Origin of the sequence: Streptomyces sp. NBC_00690 (assembly GCF_036226685.1) — a bacterium.
Classification (GTDB): Bacteria; Actinomycetota; Actinomycetes; order Streptomycetales; family Streptomycetaceae; genus Streptomyces.
The window spans coordinates 3,962,702-3,986,852 of the sequence record NZ_CP109009.1 but is presented as its reverse complement, the minus strand read 5'-3'; the positions used below and the strand labels follow the sequence as shown (position 1 = coordinate 3,986,852).

23 protein-coding genes and 1 tRNA gene are annotated in these 24,151 nt (G+C 69.2%); 11 read left to right on the top strand and 13 right to left on the bottom strand.

The annotated features are described in order from the left end of the window. The first annotated feature begins 95 nt into the window (after nucleotides 1-95). The 4 genes from OID54_RS17475 (at nucleotide 96) to OID54_RS17460 (ending at nucleotide 4,837) form a co-directional block, all read left to right on the top strand. A complete protein-coding gene (locus OID54_RS17475) occupies nucleotides 96-500 on the top strand; it encodes a PPOX class F420-dependent oxidoreductase (RefSeq protein ID WP_329020679.1) in 405 nt (134 codons plus the stop codon). A 101-nt stretch (nucleotides 501-601) separates the two neighbouring features. Beyond that, on the top strand, nucleotides 602-2,002 hold the full coding sequence (cysS, locus tag OID54_RS17470; RefSeq protein WP_329020677.1) for a cysteine--tRNA ligase: 1,401 nt from the start codon (nucleotides 602-604) through the stop codon (nucleotides 2,000-2,002). Between the two features lie 94 nt (nucleotides 2,003-2,096). Next, a complete protein-coding gene (gene rlmB / locus OID54_RS17465; RefSeq protein ID WP_329020675.1) occupies nucleotides 2,097-3,047 on the top strand; it encodes a 23S rRNA (guanosine(2251)-2'-O)-methyltransferase RlmB in 951 nt (316 codons plus the stop codon). Between the two features lie 122 nt (nucleotides 3,048-3,169). Further along, entirely contained in the window at nucleotides 3,170-4,837 is a 1,668-nt protein-coding gene (locus OID54_RS17460; protein WP_329020673.1) for a DoxX family protein, read from the top strand. Nucleotides 4,838-5,049: 212 nt separating this feature from the next. On the opposite strand, the gene OID54_RS17455 is transcribed toward OID54_RS17460, so the two are convergent. The 3 genes from OID54_RS17455 to OID54_RS17445 form a co-directional block, all read right to left on the bottom strand. After that, entirely contained in the window at nucleotides 5,050-5,778 is a 729-nt protein-coding gene (locus tag OID54_RS17455) for a nucleotidyltransferase family protein (RefSeq protein ID WP_329020671.1), read from the bottom strand. Nucleotides 5,779-5,820: 42 nt separating this feature from the next. Then, the gene (locus tag OID54_RS17450; protein ID WP_329020668.1) at nucleotides 5,821-6,243 is read right to left on the bottom strand and encodes a hypothetical protein; all 423 of its coding nucleotides are present in this window, start codon (nucleotides 6,241-6,243) and stop codon (nucleotides 5,821-5,823) included. Nucleotides 6,244-6,440: 197 nt separating this feature from the next. Further along, nucleotides 6,441-7,577 (bottom strand): ABC transporter ATP-binding protein, encoded by a 1,137-nt coding sequence (locus OID54_RS17445; protein ID WP_329020666.1) that lies wholly within the window; start codon nucleotides 7,575-7,577, stop codon nucleotides 6,441-6,443. Between the two features lie 175 nt (nucleotides 7,578-7,752). On the opposite strand from OID54_RS17445, the gene OID54_RS17440 reads away from it, so the two are divergent. Next, nucleotides 7,753-7,826: transfer RNA gene (locus OID54_RS17440), tRNA-Thr, on the top strand. Between the two features lie 175 nt (nucleotides 7,827-8,001). Here OID54_RS17440 and OID54_RS17435 read toward each other — a convergent pair. After that, nucleotides 8,002-8,346 carry a YbaY family lipoprotein gene (locus OID54_RS17435; protein ID WP_329020664.1) on the bottom strand — a complete coding sequence of 115 codons (345 nt, stop codon included), beginning with the start codon at nucleotides 8,344-8,346 and terminating at the stop codon, nucleotides 8,002-8,004. Nucleotides 8,347-8,457: 111 nt separating this feature from the next. Between OID54_RS17435 and legP the strand changes: the two genes are divergently transcribed. Beyond that, nucleotides 8,458-10,317 (top strand): Dot/Icm T4SS effector Zinc-dependent metalloprotease LegP, encoded by a 1,860-nt coding sequence (gene legP, locus OID54_RS17430; RefSeq protein WP_329020662.1) that lies wholly within the window; start codon nucleotides 8,458-8,460, stop codon nucleotides 10,315-10,317. A 150-nt stretch (nucleotides 10,318-10,467) separates the two neighbouring features. Here legP and OID54_RS17425 read toward each other — a convergent pair whose 3' ends face one another. After that, nucleotides 10,468-11,865, bottom strand: coding sequence for an NAD(P)/FAD-dependent oxidoreductase (locus OID54_RS17425; RefSeq protein WP_329020660.1), 1,398 nt, complete (start codon nucleotides 11,863-11,865; stop codon nucleotides 10,468-10,470). Between the two features lie 168 nt (nucleotides 11,866-12,033). On the opposite strand from OID54_RS17425, the gene OID54_RS17420 reads away from it, so the two are divergent. Further along, nucleotides 12,034-12,915, top strand: a complete 882-nt coding sequence (locus OID54_RS17420; protein WP_329020658.1) for an aminoglycoside phosphotransferase family protein — start codon at nucleotides 12,034-12,036, stop codon at nucleotides 12,913-12,915. A gap of 26 nt (nucleotides 12,916-12,941) precedes the next feature. Further along, nucleotides 12,942-13,418 carry a GNAT family N-acetyltransferase gene (locus OID54_RS17415; RefSeq protein ID WP_329020656.1) on the top strand — a complete coding sequence of 159 codons (477 nt, stop codon included), beginning with the start codon at nucleotides 12,942-12,944 and terminating at the stop codon, nucleotides 13,416-13,418. A gap of 115 nt (nucleotides 13,419-13,533) precedes the next feature. On the opposite strand, the gene OID54_RS17410 is transcribed toward OID54_RS17415, so the two are convergent. From OID54_RS17410 to OID54_RS17390, 5 genes are all read right to left on the bottom strand, one after another. Then, nucleotides 13,534-14,514: a zinc-binding dehydrogenase gene (locus OID54_RS17410; RefSeq protein ID WP_329020654.1), complete on the bottom strand. Its 981-nt coding sequence runs from the start codon at nucleotides 14,512-14,514 to the stop codon at nucleotides 13,534-13,536. Nucleotides 14,515-14,565: 51 nt separating this feature from the next. Continuing rightward, entirely contained in the window at nucleotides 14,566-15,732 is a 1,167-nt protein-coding gene (locus tag OID54_RS17405) for an NAD(P)-binding protein (RefSeq protein ID WP_329020652.1), read from the bottom strand. Nucleotides 15,733-15,819: 87 nt separating this feature from the next. Further along, nucleotides 15,820-16,317 carry a hypothetical protein gene (locus OID54_RS17400; RefSeq protein ID WP_329020650.1) on the bottom strand — a complete coding sequence of 166 codons (498 nt, stop codon included), beginning with the start codon at nucleotides 16,315-16,317 and terminating at the stop codon, nucleotides 15,820-15,822. A gap of 106 nt (nucleotides 16,318-16,423) precedes the next feature. Continuing rightward, the gene (locus tag OID54_RS17395) at nucleotides 16,424-17,047 is read right to left on the bottom strand and encodes a response regulator transcription factor (RefSeq protein WP_329020648.1); all 624 of its coding nucleotides are present in this window, start codon (nucleotides 17,045-17,047) and stop codon (nucleotides 16,424-16,426) included. Next, on the bottom strand, nucleotides 17,044-18,303 hold the full coding sequence (locus tag OID54_RS17390) for a sensor histidine kinase (RefSeq protein WP_443055612.1): 1,260 nt from the start codon (nucleotides 18,301-18,303) through the stop codon (nucleotides 17,044-17,046). The genes OID54_RS17395 and OID54_RS17390 overlap by 4 nt, the downstream gene beginning before the upstream one ends. A gap of 248 nt (nucleotides 18,304-18,551) precedes the next feature. Here OID54_RS17390 and OID54_RS17385 point away from each other — a divergent pair, with 248 nt between their 5' ends. Both OID54_RS17385 and OID54_RS17380 read left to right on the top strand, forming a co-directional pair. Next, nucleotides 18,552-19,109, top strand: a complete 558-nt coding sequence (locus tag OID54_RS17385) for a GlcG/HbpS family heme-binding protein (RefSeq protein WP_329027597.1) — start codon at nucleotides 18,552-18,554, stop codon at nucleotides 19,107-19,109. A gap of 199 nt (nucleotides 19,110-19,308) precedes the next feature. Beyond that, on the top strand, nucleotides 19,309-20,721 hold the full coding sequence (locus tag OID54_RS17380; protein ID WP_329020646.1) for a M1 family metallopeptidase: 1,413 nt from the start codon (nucleotides 19,309-19,311) through the stop codon (nucleotides 20,719-20,721). A gap of 178 nt (nucleotides 20,722-20,899) precedes the next feature. Here OID54_RS17380 and OID54_RS17375 read toward each other — a convergent pair whose 3' ends face one another. Together OID54_RS17375 and OID54_RS17370 are read right to left on the bottom strand one after the other, a co-directional pair. Further along, nucleotides 20,900-21,460: a GNAT family N-acetyltransferase gene (locus tag OID54_RS17375; protein ID WP_329020644.1), complete on the bottom strand. Its 561-nt coding sequence runs from the start codon at nucleotides 21,458-21,460 to the stop codon at nucleotides 20,900-20,902. A gap of 210 nt (nucleotides 21,461-21,670) precedes the next feature. Then, on the bottom strand, nucleotides 21,671-22,246 hold the full coding sequence (locus OID54_RS17370) for a TerD family protein (RefSeq protein WP_329020642.1): 576 nt from the start codon (nucleotides 22,244-22,246) through the stop codon (nucleotides 21,671-21,673). A 278-nt stretch (nucleotides 22,247-22,524) separates the two neighbouring features. Between OID54_RS17370 and arfB the strand changes: the two genes are divergently transcribed. Continuing rightward, nucleotides 22,525-22,953, top strand: coding sequence for an alternative ribosome rescue aminoacyl-tRNA hydrolase ArfB (arfB, locus tag OID54_RS17365; protein WP_329020641.1), 429 nt, complete (start codon nucleotides 22,525-22,527; stop codon nucleotides 22,951-22,953). Between the two features lie 259 nt (nucleotides 22,954-23,212). Here arfB and OID54_RS17360 read toward each other — a convergent pair whose 3' ends face one another. Continuing rightward, nucleotides 23,213-23,686, bottom strand: a complete 474-nt coding sequence (locus OID54_RS17360; protein WP_384642144.1) for a flavin reductase family protein — start codon at nucleotides 23,684-23,686, stop codon at nucleotides 23,213-23,215. Nucleotides 23,687-24,151: the final 465 nt, after the last annotated feature.

Here is a 24,151-nt window from a genome sequence, read left to right as displayed (position 1 = left end):
CCACCGGGGGTGAACAGGTAGCGGGTTCACTGCGTCCCGTCAGCCCTGTTCCCCAGTCCGTCGTCCAGCCTTCACCCACCCGAAAGGCCGCGTACATGACCGCCGAACTCTCGGACCACTTGAGGGCGCTCCTCGACTCCCCCGTCTTCGTGAACATTGCGACGATCCAGCCCGACGGCAGCCCTCAGGTGTCCCCGGTGTGGGTGAAGCGGGACGGCGACGACGTCCTCATCTCGACGACCGTCGGCCGCCGCAAGGAGCAGAACCTGCGTCACGACCCCCGGGTGACGGTCCTGCTCCAGCCCTTCGACGCCCCGTACACCTACGCCGAGATCCGGGGAACCGCCTCGATCACCACCGAGGGCGGACAGGAGCTCATCGACGAGCTCTCCGTGAAGTACACCGGCAAGAAGTACGCGGAGTTCAATCCGACCTCCGCCCAGGACGCTCCCCGGGTGGTTGTCCGAATCACCCCGCGGAAGGTCGTCGGGCGTATCTGAACCCCACAAGACAGAGGTCACACAGGCCACGCGAGCAAAGTTTCGCCCCGCGTCCCCCACTGGGTCGCGGGGCACTGCCGTGCGCCCACTACCCTTGTTGCGTGACTATTCGCCTGTACGACACCAGCGCCCGGCAGATCCGTGACTTCAACCCGCTCAAGCCGGGCTGTGTCTCGATCTACCTCTGTGGCGCCACGGTGCAGGCCGCCCCTCACATCGGTCACATCCGCTCGGGACTGAACTTCGACATCATGCGCCGCTGGTTCGAGTACCGCGGTTACGACGTGACGTTCATCCGGAACGTGACTGACATCGATGACAAGATCATCCAGAAGTCGGCGGAACAGAACCGCCCCTGGTGGTCGATCGGCTACGAGAACGAGCGGGCCTTCAACGACGGTTACACCGCACTCGGCTGCCTCCCGCCCACCTACGAGCCCCGCGCCACCGGCCACATCACCGAGATGGTCGAGATGATGCGCGGGCTCATCGAGCGCGGGCACGCCTACGAGGCCGATGGCAACGTTTACTTCGACGTGCGCTCCTTCCCCGGCTACCTCCAGCTCTCCAACCAGGACATCGACGATCTGCGCCAGCCCTCCGGCGAGGGTGAGACCGGCAAGCGCGATCCGCGCGACTTCGCCATGTGGAAGGCCGTCAAGCCCGGCGAACCCAACTGGGAGACGCCCTGGGGGCGCGGCCGGCCGGGCTGGCACCTGGAGTGCTCGGCCATGGTGCACAAGTACCTGGGCACCAGCTTCGACATCCACGGCGGCGGGATCGACCTGGTCTTCCCGCACCACGAGAACGAGATCGCGCAGGCCAAGGCGTTCGGCGACGACTTCGCCCAGTACTGGGTGCACAACGCCTGGGTCACCATGAGCGGCGAGAAGATGTCCAAGTCGCTCGGCAACTCGGTGCTCGTCTCCGAGATGGTCAAGCACTGGAAGCCCATCGTCCTGCGCTACTACCTGGGAACTCCTCACTACCGGTCGATGATCGAGTACAGCGAGGAGGCCCTGCGCGAGGCGGAATCGGCCTTCGCCCGGATCGTCGGCTTCATGCAGCGCGTCTGCGAGAAGGCCGGCGACACTGTCGAGCCCGCCGCCGAGGTCCCCCTGGCCTTCGCCGAGGCGATGGACGACGACCTTGGGGTCCCGCAGGCCCTCGCCGTCATCCACACCACTGTCCGACAGGGGAACTCGGCCCTCGCCGCGGACGACAAGGAGAGCGCGGTAGCCCGTCTGGCCGAGGTTCGTGCCATGCTCGGGGTACTGGGTCTCGACCCGCTCGACCCGCACTGGGCGGGTGAGACCGAGAGCGGCGAGGACCTCCACGGCGCGGTCGACACCCTCGTACGGCTGGTGCTCCAGCAGCGCGAGGCCGCCCGCAGCCGCAAGGACTGGGCCACCGCCGACGCCATCCGCGACCAGCTCCAGCAGTCCGGTCTGGTCATCGAGGACAGCCCGGACGGACCGCGCTGGACGCTCGGACCGCGCTGACGCCCATCCGCGATGTGCCGCCCGGCTCTCCGGGCGGCACACTTTCATACATACGTACGTACGCCTTCGAGCTTTCAGGAAACAGGTAGTAGCCATGGCCGGGAACAGCCAGCGCAGGAACCGCCGCACGTCCAACAAGAAGGGCGCGCAGGTCGGCAGCGGTGGCAATCGGCGCCGCTCGCTTGAGGGCAAGGGCCCGACCCCACCCGCCTCCGCCCGCAAGGGGCACGTGAAGAACCGCGTCGCCAACGCCAAGGCGAAGCAGACCGCGCGCCGCCCCGTCGCCCGCCGCGGCGGCAAGGGCAGCTCCGAGATGGTCGTCGGCCGCAACCCCGTCTTCGAGGCGCTGCGCGACGGGGTGCCCGCGAGCACGCTCTACGTGCAGCAGTTCATCGACAACGACGAGCGCGTCCGCGAGGCCCTCCAGCTGGCGGCCCGGCGGGGCAACATCCATCTGATGGAGGCCCCCCGCCCCGAGCTGGACCGGATGACCGGTGGCCTCAACCACCAGGGCATGGTGCTCCAGGTCCCGCCGTACGAGTACGCGCACCCGGAGGACCTGGCCGCTGCCGCCTTCGACGAGGGCGAGGACCCGCTGATCGTCGCGCTCGACGGGGTGACCGACCCGCGCAACCTGGGCGCCGTGGTGCGTTCGGTCTCCGCCTTCGGCGGGCACGGCGTCGTGGTGCCCGAGCGCCGCGCGGCCGGTATGACCGCGGGCGCCTGGAAGACGTCCGCCGGCACCGCTGCCCGTACACCGGTGGCCCGGGCCACCAATCTGACCCGTGCCCTGGAGGGGTACCAGAAGGCGGGTCTGACCGTGGTCGGTCTCGCCGCCGACGGTGAGCACGAGGTCGGTGACCTCGCAGCCCTCGGCGGACCGCTGGTCATCGTCGTCGGCAGCGAGGGCAAGGGCCTGTCCAGGCTGGTCGGCGAGACATGTGACTTCCTCGTCCGCATTCCGATGCCGGGTGGCGCCGAGTCACTCAACGCCGGTGTCGCCGCGGGCGTCGTGCTGTACGAGGCGGCGAAGCGGCGCGCCTGACCCCAGCGTGGCGGGTTGACGTCGGCCCGCCACGCCCTTTGCGGGCCGCTCACCAGCCTTGACGGGTCTCGGACAGATAGGGCCGGTCGTGGCAGTGTCCTAACTCGTTGTCACTCGGTTAGATGAGTGTGGACACCAGAACGCCCCGGCCCGGGTTCGATGATCAGCCTGCGCTGAGCATGGTCAAGGTTGACTGCGACCCCGCGCAGGTCATCGTGAACCACGCCAGCTTCCGGGTGCGGCTCGCTCCGAGCTCGCGCCCCTCACGAGCCATGGCGGACACCACGCGCGTCCCCCTTACGGGTGCGGTGACCCGGCGGCGGGCTCCCGTCGTGTGGAGCGGTCGGTCCGCGCCCGGCGACGTGGGAGCGACCGGACTGCTCCAGGCCGTCCGCAACAACGCCACCACGGGGTACCAGGACGGACACGACCAGCGCTACGACGGCGGTTCGACCCAGGTGATCCCGCGGGTCGGTGTGGCAGGCGTCGAGGGGGAGCCGACCGAGCCGCACCCCGTGTATCCCGCAGTGCCCCACAGCCGCTCGGAGAGCCCGCTCCTGCCGCCGATGCGCCAGGCCGTCGGCGCCTACGACTCTCCCGACGGCTACGACGGCTATGACACCTCGGGCTCGTACGCCTCCTATGAACAGGAGCCCTACGACGACGAGTTGGACGACGTCGTGGGCGACACCGCCGGCCACCGGGCGGGTCAGGACGCGGTTCGGCACGGTTACTACCCCGGGCGCCGGATGAACCTCGGCGTGGTGCTGCTGCCGATGCGCGTCTTCCTCGGCTTCATCTCCATCTACGCCGGCATGGGCAAGCTCAGCGATCCCGTCTACTTCGACGGCGGCGAGCGCGGGTCCATGGTCAAGTGGCTGAACTCGCTGCACCCGTGGGCGCTGGCCGAACCCCTGCGTGACTTCGCCCTCTCCCACCCGGTGGGTGCCGGTCTCACGGTCGCCTTCCTCCAGATCGTCGTCGGCGTCCTGACCGTGCTGGGGCTGTGGCAGCGGGTCGCCGCCATCGTGGGCGCGCTGCTGTCGGCCGCGTTGATCCTCACGGTCAGCTGGCGGACCGTGCCTGTGTACGACGCTCCCGACATCATCTATCTCGCCGCCTGGTCCCCGCTGATCATCGCGGGCGCACCGGTCTACTCGGTGGACGGTCGGTTGGCGAGCGAGGCGTGGCGCAAACTCGGGCCGCGTTCCGAGCTCTGGCAGCTGCGCCAGCGGGTGCTGAGGCGGGGAGCGGTCGTGGCCACCGTGGTGGTGGGTCTCACCCTGCTGCTCGGCTCGATGCTGGGCGGGGCGGTGCGCTCCACGGACATGGTCACCGTGCCCGGGCCCAATCAGGATCCGACGAACCATCTGCCCGGGTCCGCACTACCGCAGGACGAACCGACGGGCGAGCGCAGTTCGTCCGGCCCCACCGGAGAGAAGTCCGAGCGGCCCAAGCCTTCGGTGAGCCGGGTGGACACGCCGAAGAAGGAACAGACGACGCCGTCCGGGGAGAAGGCCCGTGAGCCGGCCCGGGAGGCCCAGGAGAGGGCCAGCGAGCCGCGGGGTACGGGCGGTGGCGCCCAGGAGCCTCCGACCCGCTCGGAGCCCGCCCAGCAGGCACCGTCGGGCACTTCGGGGCCGTCGTCGTCCGGGGGTGGCAGCGGTGGCACCGGCGCCACGGACAGCAGTGCCGAGGACCCGGGGTCCACGAGCAGTTCCGGCTCGGGTTCCGGCGGCGGTTCGGGAAGCGGTGGCAGCGGCCGGGTGATCGGCGGTCTGCTGGGCTGAGCCCCCGCCCGCGAACAGCACGAAGGCGGCCATCGGAAGGCTCCGATGGCCGCCTTTCGCATGCCTGAGGGCGAGGGCTCAGGGTGCCTTCGTCGAGGTCCACCCGGGCATACGGGGGGCACGGAGCCATGGGGGACGGGTCAGCCACCAGGGCGTACCGAAGTGCTGGCGCGAGGCCGGTGCGGCAGGGGAGGCGAACGTACGAGTACGCGTTACGAGGACGGCCGCTGAGCGGCCAGTTCCTTCGCGGCCTCGGTCAGGTCCTTCGCCGTGTCGATCGCCCGCCAGTAGGCGCCCTGAGGCAGCGGGAAGCCGGCCAGCAGGCGCTCTCGGGCGAGTCCGGGGAACGTCGTACGCTCATGGTCGCCGCGATCCGGCAGCAGCTCGGTGAAGGTGGCGGAGAAGACGTACACGCCTGCGTTGATCAGGAAGGGCGACGGCGGGGATTCGATGAAGTCCGTGATGTGCCCGAACGCATCGGTTTCCACGGCTCCCCAGGGAATGCGGGGGCGGGCGAGGGCAAGGGTCGCCACGGCGTCCCGCTCGGCGTGGAAGGCGGCCATGTCACGCAGGGGGAACCGGGTCCAGATGTCGCCGTTGGTGGCGTACCAGGGCAGGTCGGGACGGGGCAGGCGGGCGGCGGCGTATTTGAGTCCACCGCCGCGGCCTAGCGGCTCGGGTTCGACGACCGTGGTGACCCGCAGCGGCAATTCGGTGTTCTCCAGCCAGTCCTGGAGCACTTCGGCGAGGTGGCCGCAGGAGACGACCGCGTCGGTCACGCCTTCGGCAGCGAGCCAGGAAAGCTGATGGCCGATGATCGGGGTCCCGGTTCCCGGGATCTCGACCATCGGCTTGGGGCGGTCGTCGGTGTACGGGCGCAGCCGTGACCCCTGGCCGCCCGCCAGGACCACGGCCTGCGTCGGATGCGTAGGCGTACTCATGCCGTGAACCATATGCGGCGCGGGCCGGGAGGCCCCGGCGGCTCAGCTGCCCTGGGTCTGAGCGGCGACACCGGTGGCGAAGGAGGTGTCGCAGACGGGCTTGGAGTAGGACTGGGCGCGAGTGGGGCCGAGGCGCTCGACGGCGGCGCGACCGAGGGCGCGTGCGATGGACATGCAGTGCTGCGCGAGTGAGGGACGGGCTTCCACCTCGCGCTGGAGGTGGGTGAGCGCGGTGCCCGGGTCCTTCTCCTGGAGTTCGGCTAGGAGGCGGTCGCGCAGGACGTCCTGGGGGGCCCGTGGCTTCGCGCGTACGGAGACGTCCTGGGAGGAGGCGGTGAGCATCTGGGACTGGCTCGGCTGGCCTGCCCACGGGACGCTGGTGACCGCGAGGGTTCCGGAGAGCACCAGGACGACGGGCAGAACGAGGGCGAGAGTGCGGCCGATTCGGCGTGCTGAGTGGGTCACGCGAGCGAGCGTAGCGGTCAGTGATGATTTGGCGACATTTAGTCACTCGCGCGGGGGACGGTTCGACGAGCCCTTTCGAATCCGGTGTTGACGGCGGGGACCGAAATGCCCGGAGCGGTGGGGCTTTTGGCGGGAAACGCGAAACGGCCCCGCAGGAACTGCGGGGCCGTCACTCTGTGTTGAGCCGTTCAGCTGACTCAGTTGGTGAGGCGCTCACCGGTCGAGGTCGCGAAGACGTGCAGCTCGTCCGGGCGCGGAACGACGTGCAGCTCAGCACCCTTGTCGGGCACGGAACGACCGCCGACGCGGACGACCAGGTCCTTGTACTCTCCGCCGACCTCGGCGGAGCCGTACACGAAACCGTCGGCGCCGAGCTCCTCGACGACGTTGACGGAGATCGCGAGACCGGCCGGCGCGTCCTGGGAGTCCTTGGAGAGCGAGCGGGCGGCGGCGCCGTTGTGCTCGACGACGTCGAAGTGCTCAGGACGGACGCCCACGGTGACCGTGGTGTCGCCGCGGTCGGCGGCGGCGCTCAGGGCTTCGCGGGAGACCGGCACCACGCTGTTGCCGAACTTCACGCCGCCGTCGGTGATCGGCACCTCGACCAGGTTCATGGCGGGGGAGCCGATGAAGCCGGCGACGAAGAGGTTGGCCGGGCGGTCGTACATGTTGCGCGGGGAGTCGACCTGCTGGAGCAGACCGTCCTTGAGGACCGCGACCCGGTCGCCCATGGTGAGGGCCTCGACCTGGTCGTGGGTGACGTACACGGTGGTGATGCCCAGGCGCCGCTGGAGCGAGGCGATCTGGGTACGGGTGGAGACGCGGAGCTTGGCGTCGAGGTTCGACAGCGGCTCGTCCATGAGGAAGACCTGCGGCTCACGGACGATGGCGCGGCCCATGGCCACACGCTGGCGCTGACCGCCGGAGAGCGCCTTCGGCTTGCGGTCGAGGTACGGGCTGAGGTCGAGGATCTTGGCAGCCTCTTCGACCTTCTTGCGGATCTCGCTCTTGTTGACGCCGGCGATCTTGAGCGCGAAGCCCATGTTGTCGGCGACGGACATGTGCGGGTAGAGCGCGTAGTTCTGGAACACCATGGCGATGTCCCGGTCCTTGGGCGGCAGATGCGTGACATCGCGGTCGCCGATGCGGATCGCTCCGCCGTTGACGTCCTCAAGTCCGGCGAGCATCCGGAGGGAAGTGGACTTGCCACAACCGGAAGGGCCGACGAGGACGAGGAACTCGCCGTCTTCGATCTCGATCTGGAGCTGGTCGACCGCAGGCTTGTCCCCGCCGGGGTAGATGCGGGTCGCCTTGTCGAACGTGACGCTGGCCATGCTGATGGTTCCCTTCACCGGCAGGAACGTGCCGGACGATCCGAGTAAAGGATTGGTGTAGTCCACCTGTGCGGACGTGGGGTGACGCTACCTGCCCTTTTCTGATCTGTCAGCTGCCGTAGGCAACCAGATTCCCGGTCGACCAGGGCGCACGGTTGGTTACACTGCTACGGCTGCCTCCTTAGCTCAGCTGGCCAGAGCAACGCACTTGTAATGCGTAGGTCGTCGGTTCGAATCCGACAGGGGGCTCTGGAAGTCTTCAGATGTGTCCCGGATCACTCTGACCCGGGACATATTTCTGTCCGAAGCGGGCTCTGGCATCAGGCGCCCCGGCTGTTTCTTCGGCCTCGTACTCCCGGCACGTCCGTAGGTGCCCCACTGCTCCCTGTGCGTTCCGCCGTGGTCCGTTGTCCGTCCGCTTGGGTCAGGGTGATGCCGGGCTCAGCTCGACCGTGATCGTGTTCGGGCCGCCCAGAGTGAGGACCGGGTGGGAGCGGGTGCTGACCAGGTCGTGCACGGCCACAAGGCCCGAGCCGTCCACATCGGCGTGCACCCGGACCGTGTAGCGGCGGGTGGGATTCGGCTCTGCCACCTCCAGCGACAACTGCCGGGGTTCGTTCAGCAGTACTCCACGGACGACCTCGCGAGCCACCACGCGTGCCGGAGCGTCCGCAGGACCCACTTCTTCCACCTGGGCGCGCAAGGTGATCGCCGCGCCGGGGGCGCTCGCTCCCGGCGCGAGGCGCACCGTGATTTCTACGGTCGGCATACGCTCGCGCACCCCCTTGTCGGCCCCCGCTGGCACTGATATTCCACAGTACGTTCCGCAAATCGATTTTGCGGTGTGCGCGGACAAGAAGCCGAATGGCAGGGGGAAATCATGTCCAACGCGGAAACCAGTGTTGCTGGAGAGGGCCACGGTGAATTCCGTTCCTCGGGGGAGGTTAAAACCGCACTGATCGACGGAGCAAGTTTTCAGGCCAAGCCCGTTCGTTACGTCGAAATCGACGGGCAGGCGATCTTCGAAGGAGACATCGTCCTGGGCGCGGCCGAGGCCGTCGAACGGCGTACGGCGCAACTGAAGGCGCAGGGCGATGCGAAGCCGCAGTCCGCGGTCAGCATCTCAGGGCGGGAATTTCGCTGGCCGGGCGCGCTGGTGCCGTTCGAGATCGATGCGGCGCTGCCCAATCAGCAGCGGGTCACCGACGCGATCGCCCACTGGCAGGGGCGCACCTCCATCCGGTTCGTTCGGAGAACCACGTCGAACGCGGCCCGCTTCCCGGACTTCGTGCGCTTCGTCCCGGGCGGTGGCTGCTCCTCCTTCGTCGGACGCCAGCGCGGCGGTCAGAACATCACGCTCGGCGCCGGCTGTACGACCGGGAACACGATCCACGAGATCGGCCATGCGGTGGGGCTCTGGCATGAGCAGAGCCGTGAGGACCGCGACCAGTTCGTCTCGATCGTCTGGGCCAACATCAGCCCGGGCTTCGAGCACAACTTCGACCAGCACATCGCCGACGGGGACGACGTGGGCCCGTACGACTACGGCTCGATCATGCACTACCCGCGCACGGCCTTCTCCCGCAATGGGCAGGACACCGTCGTGCCCACGCAGGCGGGGGCGGTCATCGGTCAGCGGACCGGGCTGAGCACCGATGACATCGCCGCCGTGCGGGCGCTGTATGGACCCTCGCCCTCTTCGGGGCCGGTCGTCTCCTGGGAGTCGGCCCGGCTCGACGCCTTCGGTATCGGCACCGACTCCGCCCTCTTCCACAAGTGGTGGGACGGGAACGCCTGGGGCCCCTCGGTGCCGGGCTGGGAATCGCTCGGTGGAATCTGCACCAGCCGCCCCACCGCGCTCTCCTGGGGCCACGATCGACTCGACGTCTTTGTGATCGGTACGGATTCGGCGTTGCATCACAAGTGGTGGGACGGGAGTGCGTGGGGTCCGTCCGTGCAGGGCTGGGAGTCGCTCGGTGGAATCTGTATGAGTCCGCCCGAGGCGATCTCCTGGGCGCCCGACCGGCTCGATCTCTTTGTGCGTGGCACGGATTCCGCGATCTTCCACAAGTGGTGGGACGGAAATGCGTGGGGCCCTTCGGTACAGGGTTGGGAATCGCTCGGCGGTATTTCCATGAGTGATCCCGTCGCGGTTTCCTGGGGCGCGGACCGGCTCGATCTCTTCAGTGTCGGAACCGACTCGGCGCTTTACCACAAGTGGTGGGACGGGAGTGCCTGGGGACCGTCGCCGACCGGCTGGGAATCATTGGGCGGAATCTGTATGGGAGCACCCGCCGCGGTCTCCTGGGGACCGAATCGGCTCGACCTCTTCGTCGTCGGTACGGATTCGGCGTTGCATCACAAGTGGTGGGACGGGAGTGCGTGGGGTCCGTCCGTGCAGGGTTGGGAGTCGCTGGGCGGGATCTGCAACGGCACGCCCGCTGCGGTCTCCTGGGGTCGCGACCGGCTTGATGTCTTTGTGATCGGTACGGATTCGGCGTTGCATCACAAGTGGTGGGACGGGAGTGCGTGGGGTCCGTCCGTGCAGGGCTGGGAGTCGCTGGGCGGGATCTGCACCAGCTCGCCCGAAGCGGTGGCCTGGGAGCCGGGCAGACTGGATCTGTTCGTGCGCGGTACGGATTCGGCGTTGCACCACAAGTGGTGGGACGGGAGTGCGTGGGGTCCGTCCGTGCAGGGTTGGGAACCCCTCGGCGGGATCCTGACCCGGTTCACCGACTGACCCGCCTCACCGGTCGATGCGTTGCCTCGCTGAGCTGCGTCACCGGTTGATGCGATCCATCGGCTGATCCGTGTTCCCGTGGGGCGCTTCCTGTGGGGGAGGACGTGACTCCCCACGGGAAGCACCGCATGGAAAGCACCCCACGGACGTTCAGTGACGGCCCGATACGCGGTCCGCGATCTGTGCCACCCGGTCCGTTCGTGCGCTGCGGGCCTGCGACTCGCGCCGGTCGGCGCCCCGGTAGGCCGCGTACATCGTCTGTACGCCCAGCCAGCGCAGCGGCTCCGGCTCCCACTTGCGGACCCGGTGGCCGACCCACGGCAGGGCGGTGAGGTCCGTCGCGCCCGCCTGTCCCGAGTCCTGTTGGATCAGATCGCGCAGGGTGCGGCCGGCGAGATTGGCGGTGGCGACGCCGGAGCCCACATAGCCGCCGGCCCAGCCGAGTCCCGTGGAGCGGTCCAGGGTGACCGTGGCGCACCAGTCGCGCGGCACTCCGAGCACGCCCGACCAGGCGTGGGCGATCCGTACACCTGCGGTGGTGGGGAAGAGGCGCACCAGCATCTCGCGCAGCGCCTCAACCGTCACCGACTGCGTACGGCCGTCGTGGTCGGTGCGGGAACCGAAGCGGTAGGGCACGCCCCGGCCGCCAAGTGCGATCCGGTCGTCGGCGGTGCGTTGGGCGTAGACGTAGGCGTGTGCCATGTCGCCGAGTGTTTCGCGTCCCTCCCAGCCGATGGTCGCCCACACCTCCGGCGGCAACGGCTCGGTGGCGATCATGGAGGAGTTCATGGGGAGCCAGGCCCGCCGCTGTCCCTTAAGTGCGGCGGTGAACCCCTCGGTGCAGCGCAGGATGTACGGGGCGCGGACCGTTCCGTAGGGGGTGACCGCGTGCCGGGGGCGGATCTCGGTCACGGGGGTGGACTCATGGATCGTCACGCCCAGCGCTTCCACCGCCGCGGCCAGCCCCTTGACCAGTTTCACTGGCTGCACGCGGGCGCCGTGCGGGGTCCACGAGGAGGCGATCGCGCCGTTGACCCGGATGCGTTCGGCGGTCTCCCGCGCGCCGAGCAGGACGCGTTCCTTCTCGCCGAAGGCGACTTCGGCCGCGTGGTACGCCCGTAGCCGGGCTGCCTGGGCCGGGGTGTGGGCGACCTCCAGCACTCCGCCGCGGTGGACGTCGGCGTCGATGCCCTCCTCGGCCGCTACCCGGATGACCTCGTCGACGGTGTCGTTCATGGCCCGCTGGAGCCGGACCGCCGAGTCCTGGCCGTGCAGCCGTGCGTAGCGATCACGCCCCGCGATGCCGTTGTAGAGCCAGCCGCCGTTGCGTCCCGAAGCCCCGTAGCCGCAGAACTTGCCTTCGAGGACCACGATGTTCAGGAAGGGGGCGGCCTTCTTGAGGTAGTAGGCCGTCCAGAGACCGGTGTATCCACCGCCGACGATGCACACATCGGCCGAGGCGTCCCCGGGCAGCGGTTCACGGGGAGTGGGCAGACCGTCCCGGGCGTACCAGAACGAGATTCCGCCGTTCGCGGTGGTGCTGGTCATGGTGTCCCTGCCGCTCTAACTCGCGCTGCGGTGATCCGATGGCCGTGAAGGTGCTGCTCGGGCCCGTTGTCTGCGGGCGACTGTACGCAACACAACGGCCGAGCGCCCTGGTGCGGGTGCCGGAAAATGGGGCGAGCGGGTCGGCACTGTGTCCATACGATCGCCTGCATGATCGAGGTACCGGAAGCACTGGCCAATTCACAGCGCAAGTACGGAGGGGAAGCGGGGCGTGCCTTCATCGAAGTACTGCCGCAACGGGCGGTCGAGTTCCTGGAGCGTTGGCAACTGCGGGTGACGGGGCCGGCCATGCACGGCATGGCCGCCCTGGTCCTGCCGGTGGAGCGGCCCGATGGCACGTCGGCCGCACTCAAGCTCCAGGCGCTCGACGAGGAGAGCGAGGGGGAGCCCGTCGCCCTGCGCATCTGGGACGGGGATGGGGCGGTACGACTCCTTGACCATGACGCGGACACCAATACGCTGCTGCTCGAACGGCTCGACTCCGGGCGCCCCCTGTCAGCGCTGGCGGACCAGCGTGAGGCGGTGCGCATCCTGGCGGAGTTGTTGGCCCGTCTGACGGCGGGGCCCGCACCCGAGGGGATGCGCACCCTCAAGGACATCGCCGCCGGGATGCTCGCTGATGTCCCCGACGCGGTGCAACCCCTCCGCGACGACAGGCGCCGGGTGTTGCTGGACTGCGCCGCCGCCGTGCGGGAGGTGGCGGATGAGAGCGGAGATCGGCTGCTGCACTGGGACCTGCACTACGACAACGTTCTCGGTGCCGAGCGGGAAGACTGGCTCGTCATCGATCCCAGGCCGTTGGCCGGGGACCCCGGCTTCGATCTGATGCCCGCGCTGGACAACCTCTTCGACCCCGCCGAGACGAAGTGGCGGTTCGATCTGCTCACCGAGACGCTGGATCTGGATCGCGAGCGGGCGCGGGCGTGGGTCCTGGGGCGCGTGCTCCAGAACAGCCTGTGGTCCATCGAGGACGGCGAGTCCGATCTGGAGGACGAACAGCTGTCCATCGCTCGGACACTGTTGGCTCGCTGATCAAAAAATAGGGCAGGCTCGGCCCTATGATTCGTACCGCTGTGCCCACAGATGTTCCCGAGATCCACCGCATGGTGTGTGAACTCGCCGAGTATGAGAGAGCCCTGGACGAGGTTCATGCCACGGAGGGCCAACTCCGTGAGGCACTGTTCGGCGAGAATCCCGCGGCCTATGCGCACATCGCGGTGAACGAGGCTGGTGAGACGGTCGGGTTCGCGCTCTGGTTCTTGAACTTCTCCACCTGGCGAGGGGTGCACGGGATCTATCTGGAAGACCTCTACGTCCGTCCGAACAGCCGTGGCGGCGGCCATGGGAAGGCTCTGTTGGCGGAGTTGGCCCGCCTCTGCGTGGCGCGCGGCTATGAGCGGCTTGAGTGGTCGGTCCTGGACTGGAACAAGCCGTCGATCGACTTCTATCGGTCGCTCGGCGCGGTGCCCATGGACGAGTGGACCGTGAACCGGCTGACGGACGACGCACTGCGGAAGCTCGGCAAGAAGGACTAGGCGCCGTTTCCGAGACGTCCGGGGAGGCTGCGGCCCCGGTCGTCGGGGCTTCCTTCGAGCCAGCCGGGTTCGCCGGGCGGGCCGGCAGCGCCCACGGTCGGCCCGGGGACCGTGATCAGGGGACGAGCACCACCTTGCCGACCGTGCCGCGGGTCTCCAACGCGCGGTGGGCGCCGGCCGCATCGGCGAGGGGGAAGCGCTGGACCGCGGGGCGCAGCCGCCCGGTCGCCGCCTCCGTGAGGGATCGCTCCTCCAGCGCGCGGATGTTCCCACCCGCCTTTTCGATCATTGCCGGTCCCACGACGGTCTCGGATGTGATGCCCCGCTCGATCAGTTCATCGGCGGTGAAGGTCACGTCGTCCCCGAAGCCGCCGTAGACGAGGTGCCGGCCCCCCTTGCCGAGCAGGTCGACGGCTTGCCGGGCGATGTCTCCGCCGACCGCGTCGAAGACGACGGTGGCCCGGGTGTCGCCCAGGTGGTCGCGCGCCTGCTCGACCCATTCGGGCCGTCGGTAGTCGAGTGCGAGGTCGGCGCCGTTCGCCAGTGCCCGGGCGGCCTTGGACGGGCCGCCAGCGAGGGCGATGACGGTGGCGCCGGCGTTCTTGGCGTACTGGACCAGGAGGGTGCCGATGCCGCCCGCCGCCGCTGAAACGATCACCACGTCGTCCGGGCCCAGCTCGGTGAACTGGACGATGCCCATGACCGTACGGCCGGTGCCGATCATGGCGACGGCTTCGGCGGCGTCGATCGTCGCCGGGACCTCATGGAGCCTGGTCGCATCGGTGACGGCGAGTTCCGCATAGCCGCCCGGGGCCATCCCCAGATGGGCCACCACCCGCTTGCCGAGCCAGTCGTGGTCGGTGCCATCGCCCACGGCGTCGACGGTTCCTGCGACCTCCCGGCCGGGGATGCTGGGCAGCGCGGCGGGTGCCGCCGGGTGTCCTTCGAGCCCGGTGCGCAGCAGGGTGTCGAGGTAGTGGACGCCCGCCGCTTCGACGGTGATCCGCACCTGGCCGGGACCGGGGCGCGGGTCCTCCACCTGCTCGTGGCGGAGGTTCTCGGCGGGGCCGAAGGCGTGGAGGCGTACGGCGTGCATGGTGGGCTCCCCTGGAGTGGTCGTTCCCTGGTCTGCCTCCAGCTTCCAACCTCAAGTTCGATTGAGGTCAACCCCCGTGGCGGGATGCCGGATGGCCAGGGACACCGCCGACAGGGCACTGGTGAACGACACCTCCGAGAGGACGCCGGGAGCCGCCACCTGATCGCCGACCAGAAACACACCGTCACCGCGGTCGATCGCCGGCCGGTCCCGCCAGGTCGTTCCCGGTGCGTCGAGTGCTCCGGTGCGGCCCTGGGACAGTGCGTCCCGTCGCCACACCGTCCGTTCGCGCCAGCCAGGGAAGCCCAGGTCCAAGAGGGATTCGGCGTGCAGGATGCCGTCCGCCTTCGACTCCTCAGGAGCAATGGGCAGTTGACCTTGGACGAGCGAATGTCCGGCCGGTGCCAGCGAGGGGTCCTGTGCGGTGAAGCGCTCCAGCCAGCCGGGTGCGTCCAGATCGGAGAGTACGAACGGGTCCTTGCGGTGGGTGCGCACCGCCAGGTCGATCAGGGTCGTACGTCCGCTCGGCCAGCGCAGCGCCTCGTCCTTCAGCAGCCCGCGCGCCGCATCGAGCGAGGTGGCGACGATCACCGGGCCGCGCTCGGGCAGTACGTCGACCCGGGCGCCGCTCTCGATCCGTACGCCCAACGTCGTGGCACGGGCGAGCATGCGGGCGATGACCTGGCCCCAGCCGCCGCGCGGATAGCTCGCCTCGGGCGGCAGCGAGGCCGCGCGCCGCAACCGCTCGTGGACGAACGCGGCCGAGAGCGAGCCGGGGTCGTGGTCGAAGAGCGCCACCCCCGTGTACCGGGCCGCGGCCCGCGCTCCCTCAAGGCCCACCCGGGAGCTCGCCCAACCGGTGAAGTCCTCGTCGACCGGTACGTGCCCGGGATCCCAGCAGGCCAGCTTGACCAGGGCTGCCGGAGGCGTCCGCCGCAGCCGTCCGCCACGACGGAACCGGAAGCGCGCCGCCTCCCGTGCCGGGATCGAGGCCAGCGGCCCGATGAGGTCCCGCTGCTTCAGCCAGCCCCAGTGGGGTCCACGGCGGTAGAAGGCGTGCGGGCCGTCATTCGTGCGGTAGGGCGCCTCGCTGGTGCGGGCCCGGCCGCCGAACGTCCGGTGCGCCTCGTACAGGCGGACCGTGGCCCCGGACTCGGCGGCGGCGATGGCCGCGGTCAGTCCGCCGAAGCCGCCGCCGATCACAGTGATCTCATGCATGAGGGCATCCCTTCCCTGCGTTGGTGAACGCTCTCGAAGGAAGGACGGTCCAGGGCCGCGCGATGTGACATCGCCGGCGGGCGCGACCTACAGCCGGGGGAATCGGGCCTGGAGGTCCCAGACCACCGGGTTGTCCGCGAGGCCCTCGTGCATGTCGAAGAGGTCGGCCAGCAGATCGTGGAGGAAGTCGCGGGCCTCGCGTCGTAGCTCGCGGTGGCTGAAGGTCAGGGCCGGTTCGTCGCTGGGCATCCAGTCGGCTTCCACATCGACCCAGCCGAAGCGCCGCTCGAAGACCATCCGGTCCGAGGACTCGGTGAAGTCCAACTCGGCGTACTGGGGAACGGAGGCCCTGTTGCCGCGCGGATCGCGGTCGACGCGCTCGACGATGTCGCACAGTGCCCAGGCGAAGTCGAGCACCGGGACCCATCCCCAGGCTGTGGACAGTTCGCGGTCGGCCTTGGTGTCGGCGAGGTAGACGTCGCCGCAGAACAGATCGTGGCGCAGTGACTGGGTGTCCGCGCGCCGGTAGTCGGTCTGCGGGGGGTCAGGGAAGCGCCGGGAGAGGGAGTAGCCGATATCGAGCACCGCCCGATGGTGTCACGCCCCGGGACGTGCCCCCGCCCCGGCCGTCCCGGCCATCGGCCGCCACCGGGCCCGGATGGAACAGGCCCGACCGAACCGGCCCGGGGGCTCAGGGCAGCAGCCGTCGCTCCTTGGCCACGGATACCGCGCCCGCGCGGGTGTCCACACCCAGCTTGGCGTAGATCCGGCCCAGATGGGTCTTCACCGTCGCCTCGCTGATGAACAGCGCCCTCGCGATCTCCCGGTTGCCGAGCCCCCTCCCCAGCTGGCCCAGGATGTCCCGCTCCCGCTCGGTCAGCTGTGGGCTTCCGGTGCCCCGCATCCGGTCCATGACCCGGCTCGCGACAGGCGCCGACAAGGTGGTGCGGCCCTGCGCCGCCGCACGGATCGCGGCGAACAGCTCCTCAGGGCGTTCCGCCTTCAATAGATATCCGGTCGCCCCCGCCCCGATCGCCCGGGTGATGTCCGCGTCGGTGTCGTACGTCGTCAGCACCAGGACGTGCACCGTGGGGGAGGCGATCAACCGGGTCGCCTCCACCCCGTCGATACCGGCTCCCAACTGGAGGTCCATCAGCACCACGTCCGGCTCCAGCTTGGCGGCCATGGCGACCGCCTCCTCACCGCTGCCGGCCTCGCCGACCACCTCGATGTCGGGCTCGCTGCCGAGCAGTGCCAGCAGTCCGGCCCGTACGACAGCGTGGTCGTCGCACAACAGGATTCGTACGGCGGTCATCGCTGCTCCCCGGGGATCGCGGCGGACACGACGGTGCCTTCGCCCGGTGTCGACTCGATGGTCAGCGTGCCGCCGAGTTGCTGTATGCGCGCCCGCATCGCGGCGAGGCCATGGCCGCGTACTCCCGGCGCCGGGTCCCCCGGGACGAACCCGGTCCCGTCGTCCGCGATGTCCAGCACCACCTGGTCGTCGAGATGGCTCAGGGTCAGCGCGGCCGAGCCGGCGCCCGAGTGTTCGCGGACGTTCGCCAGGGCGCCCTGCGCGATCCGCAACAGCGCGGACTGCACCCGGTCGGACAACTGCCGCGGAGGGCCGTCGAGGTGGAAGCGGACCGGGAGGGACGGAGTGGACTCCCGCTCGGCGAGCGTGCGCAGCGCCTGTTCCAGCCCGCCGCCCTCCGCGAGTTCCGCGGGCGCCAGATCGTGGACGAAGCGTCTGGCTTCGGCGAGGCTGCGTTCGGCGATCGACTCCGCGGTACGGACGTGGCCGCGCGCTGTCCCCGGGTCGCTCGCCCAGATGCGGTCGGCGGCCTGAAGGAGCATCTGTTGGCTGGACAGGCTCTGGGCGAGGGTGTCGTGGATTTCCATGGACAGGCGCTGCCGTTCCGCGAGTGTCCCTTCGCGCCGCTCGGTGGCGGCCAGTTCGCGACGGGTGCGGATCAGATCGTCGATCAGCGCCCGGAGCCGGTCGGCCTGCCGGCCCATGTGGAGGAAGACCGCGGTGGCCAGTACGGCCACGGCGGGTGGCACCAGGAAGAGATTGGGGTCGACACCGTCCCGCAGCCGCCATTCGGCGATCATGACCAGGGCGCACAGGACGGCCACCAGGGCGACGGCGGCGCGGGTCGGCAGGGACCGCAGACCGGTGTAGATCAGCGGTACGGCGCACCAGGCGAAGCTGGGGGCGAGCAGCACCACCACCGTCCAGCAGCCCACGATCAGCGCGAGTCGGACCAGGTCTCCGTGCCCATGGCGAGCGGTCAGCCGGTTTCCCGAGAGTTGGAGGACCGCGAGGGCGACGCTGAGACCGATCACCCAGGGCAGCGAGGGGCTGTCGGAGTGCCGGGTGAGGAAGCGCAGCAGGGCGCCGGCGAGCAGGGCGAGGAACGCGATGTTCATCACCGTCTCCAGCCAGCGGGTCTCCCGGTCCGCTCCCTGGGAGTCCCCCGATGCGTCGTACGCGCTCTCCCGCGCGGGCTCGCCCTCCCGGTGCCGGACCCGGCCGTACCGAGGTGCGGCCCAAGGTGTGGGGGGCATGGCCATCTCCTACGTACGTCTGATCCGGGCGCATCGGTCCGGCGGGACAGGGGGTCTTCCTCAGCATCGTGACCCCGGGGGAGCACGGCCGCATCAGCCGATCGGCTGACCCGCCCCTCCTCCATCATGCATGTGTGGGGCAGCCGGTACGCCGATGCTCACAGGCCCTGGTGAACCCCAAGATCGATGGCAGATGGTCCCGCTGACCACCGGAACTCAGCCCCCAGGAGCTAACGATCATGAAGAAGATGTCGTCGATCTCGGTCCGTACCCGCATTCTGACTGGGGCCGCCGTCGCCGCGGCCCTCGGCGTCGGGACGGTCGGTGCCGTCACGGCCAGCGCCGATGCGCCCGCGGCGGAGTCCCGTGCGGCGGTCAAGGCGGACACCTCCAACCGACACCTCCAGCAGACCACCCAGCTCACGGTCGACGCCGCGTCCCGGGCCGCGCAGGCCACGTTGGACGCCGCCGAGCGGGCCGGCCAGCGGATCACGGTCGCCGTGGTCGACCGCAACGGCAACACGCTCGTCACCCTGCGCGGCAACGGCGCGGGTCCGCAGTCGTACGAGTCCGCGCAGCAGAAGGCGTTCACGGCGGTCTCCTGGAACGCCCCCACCTCGGAGTTGGTCAAGCGTCTGGATTCCACCCCGAACCTGAAGGACATTCCCGGCACCCTCTTCCTGGGCGGCGGAGCCCCGGTGCAGGTCAAGGGTGCTCCGATCGCGGGAATCGGAGTGGCGGGCGCGCCGAGCGGCGCACAGGACGAGGAGTTCGCCCGAGCGGGTGTGGCGGCTCTGACCCGCTGACCCCGGCGGGCGCCCCCGAGACGTTGAAACGACGACTCGGGGGCGGCGTTGTGGGCTGCCCGCGGCGGTTTGGAACACGTTCAAGGGCGTTCAAGGGTGGTTCGGTCAGCATCCCGCCAGGCCATGTCACGGCTGTCGGACACCCTGCCCCAGCAGGGCTTTCCCCGGCATCGCAGCGCCTCGCCCCTAGGATCGCGACGTGCGTCCGCCCCTCTCCTCGCGCCCTTTCGCGCCCATCGTCGCCCTGGCTCTCATCGCGGCATGCGCGCTGACGGGGTGCAGCGCGAGCGGATCCGTACCGAAGGGCGTCCAAGGCACCCCGGGCGGGTCCGGAGTGCGCGATCCCCTCTTTCCGCGCCTGGGGAACGGTGGCTACGACGTCCAGCACTACGCCCTCACCCTGGACTACGAGCCGCGCACCGGACGGCTGACGGGCACCGCCGAGATCACCGCCCGCGCCACCGCTGACCTCAGCGCCTTCAACCTCGACCTCCACGCCCTGAGGGCCGACCGGGTCACCGTCGACGGGTTGGGGTCAGCCGCCAACCAGGCAGGCGACGAACTGACCGTGCGCCCCCGGAAGGACGTGGCCCGGGGCAAGACGTTCCGTACGGTCGTCCGCTACTCCGGCAACCCCCGGACCATCACCGACTCCGACGGCTCCGAGGAGGGCTGGCTGCGGACCGCGGACGGCGCACTCGCGGTCGGTGAACCCGCCGGCTCGATGGCCTGGTTCCCCGGGAACCACCATCCGAGCGACAAGGCCACCTACGCCGTCACCGCGACCGTCCCCGAAGGACTCGATGTGATCTCCAACGGAGAGTTGGCCGGTGAGACCACTCGGGCGGGTCGCACCACCTTCAGATGGAAGTCGGCCCGGCCGATGGCCAGCTATCTGGCGACGCTGGCGATCGGCGCGTACGACACCAAGACCTCGCGCACCCCGACGGGGTTGCCCGTCATCACCGCGGTGGATCCCTCGGTGGCCGACGACAGTGCGGCGCTGCTGGCCGAGATCCCGAAGGTCATGCAATGGTCCACGCGGCGGTTCGGCCCGTACCCGTACTCGTCGATCGGCGCGATCGTCGTCCCCGACGGAGAGGTCGGCTACGCCCTGGAGACCCAGAACCGCCCGGTCTTCCCCGCCGAGCACTTCCAACTCGACATCCTCGTCCACGAGATCGCGCACCACTGGTACGGAAACTCGGTCACCCCCGCCGACTGGCGCGACATGTGGTTGAACGAGGGCTTCGCCACCTACGCCGAATGGCTGTGGGCCGAGGACTTCGACGGTGTACCGGCCCAGCAGAACTACGAGAAGGCGTTCGAGGACGAGTCCAACTGGGAATTCCCACCGGCCGATCCGCCGTCACCGGCCAGGATCTCCAGCTCCCCGGTGTACGGGAGGGGCGCGATGGTCCTCCACAAGCTCCGGCAGGAAGTCGGCGACGAGACCTTCGACAAGATCCTGAAGGGCTGGCCCGCCGAACACCGGCACGGCAACGCCTCGACGAAGGACTTCACGGCCTACGCGGAGAAGACGGTGGGCCACCGACTCGACGACCTCTGGCGCATCTGGCTGTACGGCGAGGACCGCCCGGCAAGGGCGTGACGCCTGGGGCGAGACCGCCGGGCACTTGGGGGCTCGCCCGCGGTCTGTCGAACGCCATCATGGGCAAGGTGCACACGCAGCGGTCCGCGGCGACTCTGCGGCGGCCCGCAGAACGCGGCGCTGAATACGCTCGTGCGGCCTTGGGCGCACTGCCCCCGCTTCCGGTGGCCGGTGGGGCTCAGGAAGCCCGCTTGGCGGCCCGCCATTCCGGTGCCAGGACCGACCAGATCTCTTCGTCGTGGCGCTCGCCCCGGTAGAGGTAGCTCTCGCGCAGGACGCCTTCCTTGGTCATTCCGAGGCGGCGGGCGACCGCGATGCTCGGGGCGTTGCCCGCGGAGACCACCCACTCGACCCGGTGGATTCCCCGCTCCTCGACGGCCCAGTCGATGATGGTCCGTACCGCCCGGGTCACCAGGCCCCGGCCCACCGCGGACGGTTCCAGCCAACAGCCCGCTTCGGCTGTGCCCCGGGCGGCGTCCAGTTGGCGGAAGATGACCGCGCCGACCAGCGTGCCGTCCGTGCGGATGCCGTAGATGCGTCCGGTGTCGGCCGCGGTCTTCTCGGCGTACGCCTGGAGGAACGCCCGGCTCGACTCCAGATCCTTGATCACGTCCGGCAGGCCGTTGAACTGCCCGATGAACTCCCGCCCGCGGTCCACGTGGGCCAGGAACTCGGCCGCCTGCCAGGGTTCGAGCGGACGCAGCTCGGCGCCGTCATCACCTAGGGATATTGCGTACATCGTCACCTCTCACGGCTGGAATCGGCACGCTTGGCGCGAAGTGATCTTCTCATGTGAGCGCGATCAGAGGGGCTGGCGGGAGGGGCCTTGTGCCCTCTTCGGAGGCAACACGGGAGCGGACATGGCCGTGCCCCAGCTGGGATCGCTCCCTGCCGGGGCACGGCGCCCTGCGCTCGGCGCGGCTGTCGAGGCTCACGCCGAAAGCGGTACCTAGAGGTTCACACCGAAGTCGCGGGCGATGCCTTCCAGCCCGGCCGCGTACCCCTGGCCGACCGCGCGGAACTTCCACTCGGCGCCGTTGCGGTAGAGCTCGCCGAAGACCATCGCGGTCTCGACCGCCGCGTCCTCGCTCAGGTCGTAGCGGGCGATCTCGGCGCCACCGGCCTGGTTGAGGATGCGGATGTAGGCGTTGCGCACCTGGCCGAAGTTCTGGGCGCGGGTGACGGCGTCGTAGATCGAGACCGGGAAGACGATCTTGTCGACGTCGGCGGGCAGACCCGCGAGGTTCACATTGATCTGCTCGTCGTCGCCGCCGCCCTCACCGGTGCGGTTGTCACCGGTGTGCACGATGGTCTGGTCCGGCGTGGCCCGGTTGTTGAAGAAGATGAAGTGGGCGTCGGAGGCGACCTTGCCCGCGGGGTTCACACCGATCGCGGAGGCGTCGAGGTCGAAGTCCGTGCCCGTCGTGGTGCGGACGTCCCAGCCGAGGCCGACCGTAACGGCGGTCAGGCCCGGTGCCTCCTTGGTGAGCGAGACGTTGCCGCCCTTGGTCAGGCTAACTGCCATTGGGAAGTCCCCTTCGTGATCGAATCATCCGGCTTCTTGTCGTACGAAGCTACCGGTACCCGTCATAACGCAGGCAGGGGACTGCCAGGTTCCATGTGGTTGAGGGTTCTTCGCCGGGTTCGCGTCCGCTGCGGCAACCCACGCTCCCCGGCCGCCTGCGCCGGATGCCGTGGGCTGCCCGAACGGTGGGTGCCGGCCAAAGGTGAAGTGCGTGCTCATATGCGACGCGCTGGGAAAACTGGATGACGTGCGCTCCGTCGTCGCGGGATCATGGGGGCATGTCCGGGCCCTATGTCATCCGTGGCTCGGTCTCCTTGCCGGAGGCCGAGTTGATCTGGCGTTTCTCCAGGTCATCTGGGCCTGGTGGCCAGCACGTGAACACCACTGATTCACAGGTCGAGCTGCGCTTCGACCTCGGCAAGACGGATGCCCTGCCCAGGGTGTGGAAGGAACGCGCTCTGGAGCGGTTGGCCGGCCGTCTGGTCGGCGGAGTGATCGCCGTGCGCTCGTCCGAGCACCGCTCGCAGTGGCGCAATCGCGAGACGGCGGCCGTCCGGCTCGCCTCGCTCCTCGCGGATGCGACCGCCCCGCCGCCGAAGCCGCGCCGAGCCGTGCGGGTGCCGCGAGGGATCAACGAGAGGCGTCTGAAGGAGAAGAAGCAGCGCGCGGACGTCAAACGCGGTCGCTCAGGCCGTGACTGGCACTGAAGCGGCGACCGCGGCCGGATGGCTGGGGCTCTGAAGGCGCCGGATGTGCTCTGAAGGCATCGATCTGGCCGATGGGTCCGATGGGGTCGATGTGCCGCACCGGGATGCTTCGAGGATCAACAGCAGGATCAATAACAGGATCGAGCGCAGGTCAGCAGAAGGGTCGACAAAGGGACGCGGGCCGCGTCGACCGCTCGGTGCCCCACCCGGCACAGAGGGTTCGACGTGGTAGGGACTCATACATCGGCGATTGCTCTGATCAGCCCAGTTGGCGGTAGCGGCCCCTGAAGTACATCAGCGGTCCGCCCTCGGTGCTGTAGAGATCCGCTCCCAGCACCCGTCCGATCACCAGCGTGTGATCACCCGCGACGACCCGGTTCTCCGTGCGGCACTCCAAGGTCGCCAGCGCTCCACGCACCAGTAGCGCCCCGCTCACCTTCCCTCGTGCGTAGGGGATGTCCTCGAACAGCAGTCGGTCGCTGATCCGCCCCTTCATGGCGAACCTGCCCGCGATGTGCCGCTGGCTTTCGGAGAGTACGGAGATTCCCCACATTGGCTGTTCCGCGAGGAGGTCGTCCATGCGCGAGCCGTTGCGGAGGCTGACCATCACCAATGGGGGGTTGAGCGACACGGAGAGGAAGGCGGTTGCGGTCATGCCCACGTCCTCACCGCGTGGGCCGTCGTCCGCGTCGTGCGCGGTCACCAGGACCACCCCGGCGGCAAGCTGGGACATCGCGGCGCGGAACTCCTCATTTGTCACCCCCTCAGCATGGGGGACGCGGGGAGCGGAGTCCGGTTGGGCGGGACTCCGGGGTCCCGGTGGTCCCAAGGGGCGTGCGGGGCTCGGGGGAGTAACAGGCCAGGAGTGCGAAGTCGTATGCAACACACATGAGACGCTAACTGTCGTCACCCGGTGTGCGCATCGGCCACCAGACCCAGCGAAAGTCCTAGGACCTCTGTAGGGTCGGCGGCCCGAAGGACGCGCCATACCGTTTGAGGGGAGCGTCTGGGAGGCTCTTGTGAGGAGTGCGCCCGTACGGCGGAAACGGGCGGATTTGCGTTCGTAGAACACTGGTAGAGACCAAACGCACATCCATTCGGCCAGAGCCCGTCTTCATCAGATGATGTGACTTGAGTCACAGAGGGCGGTATTTGTTGACCCTGTGTACCGGGTGAAGTGCTCGCTGTGATTCAGTGG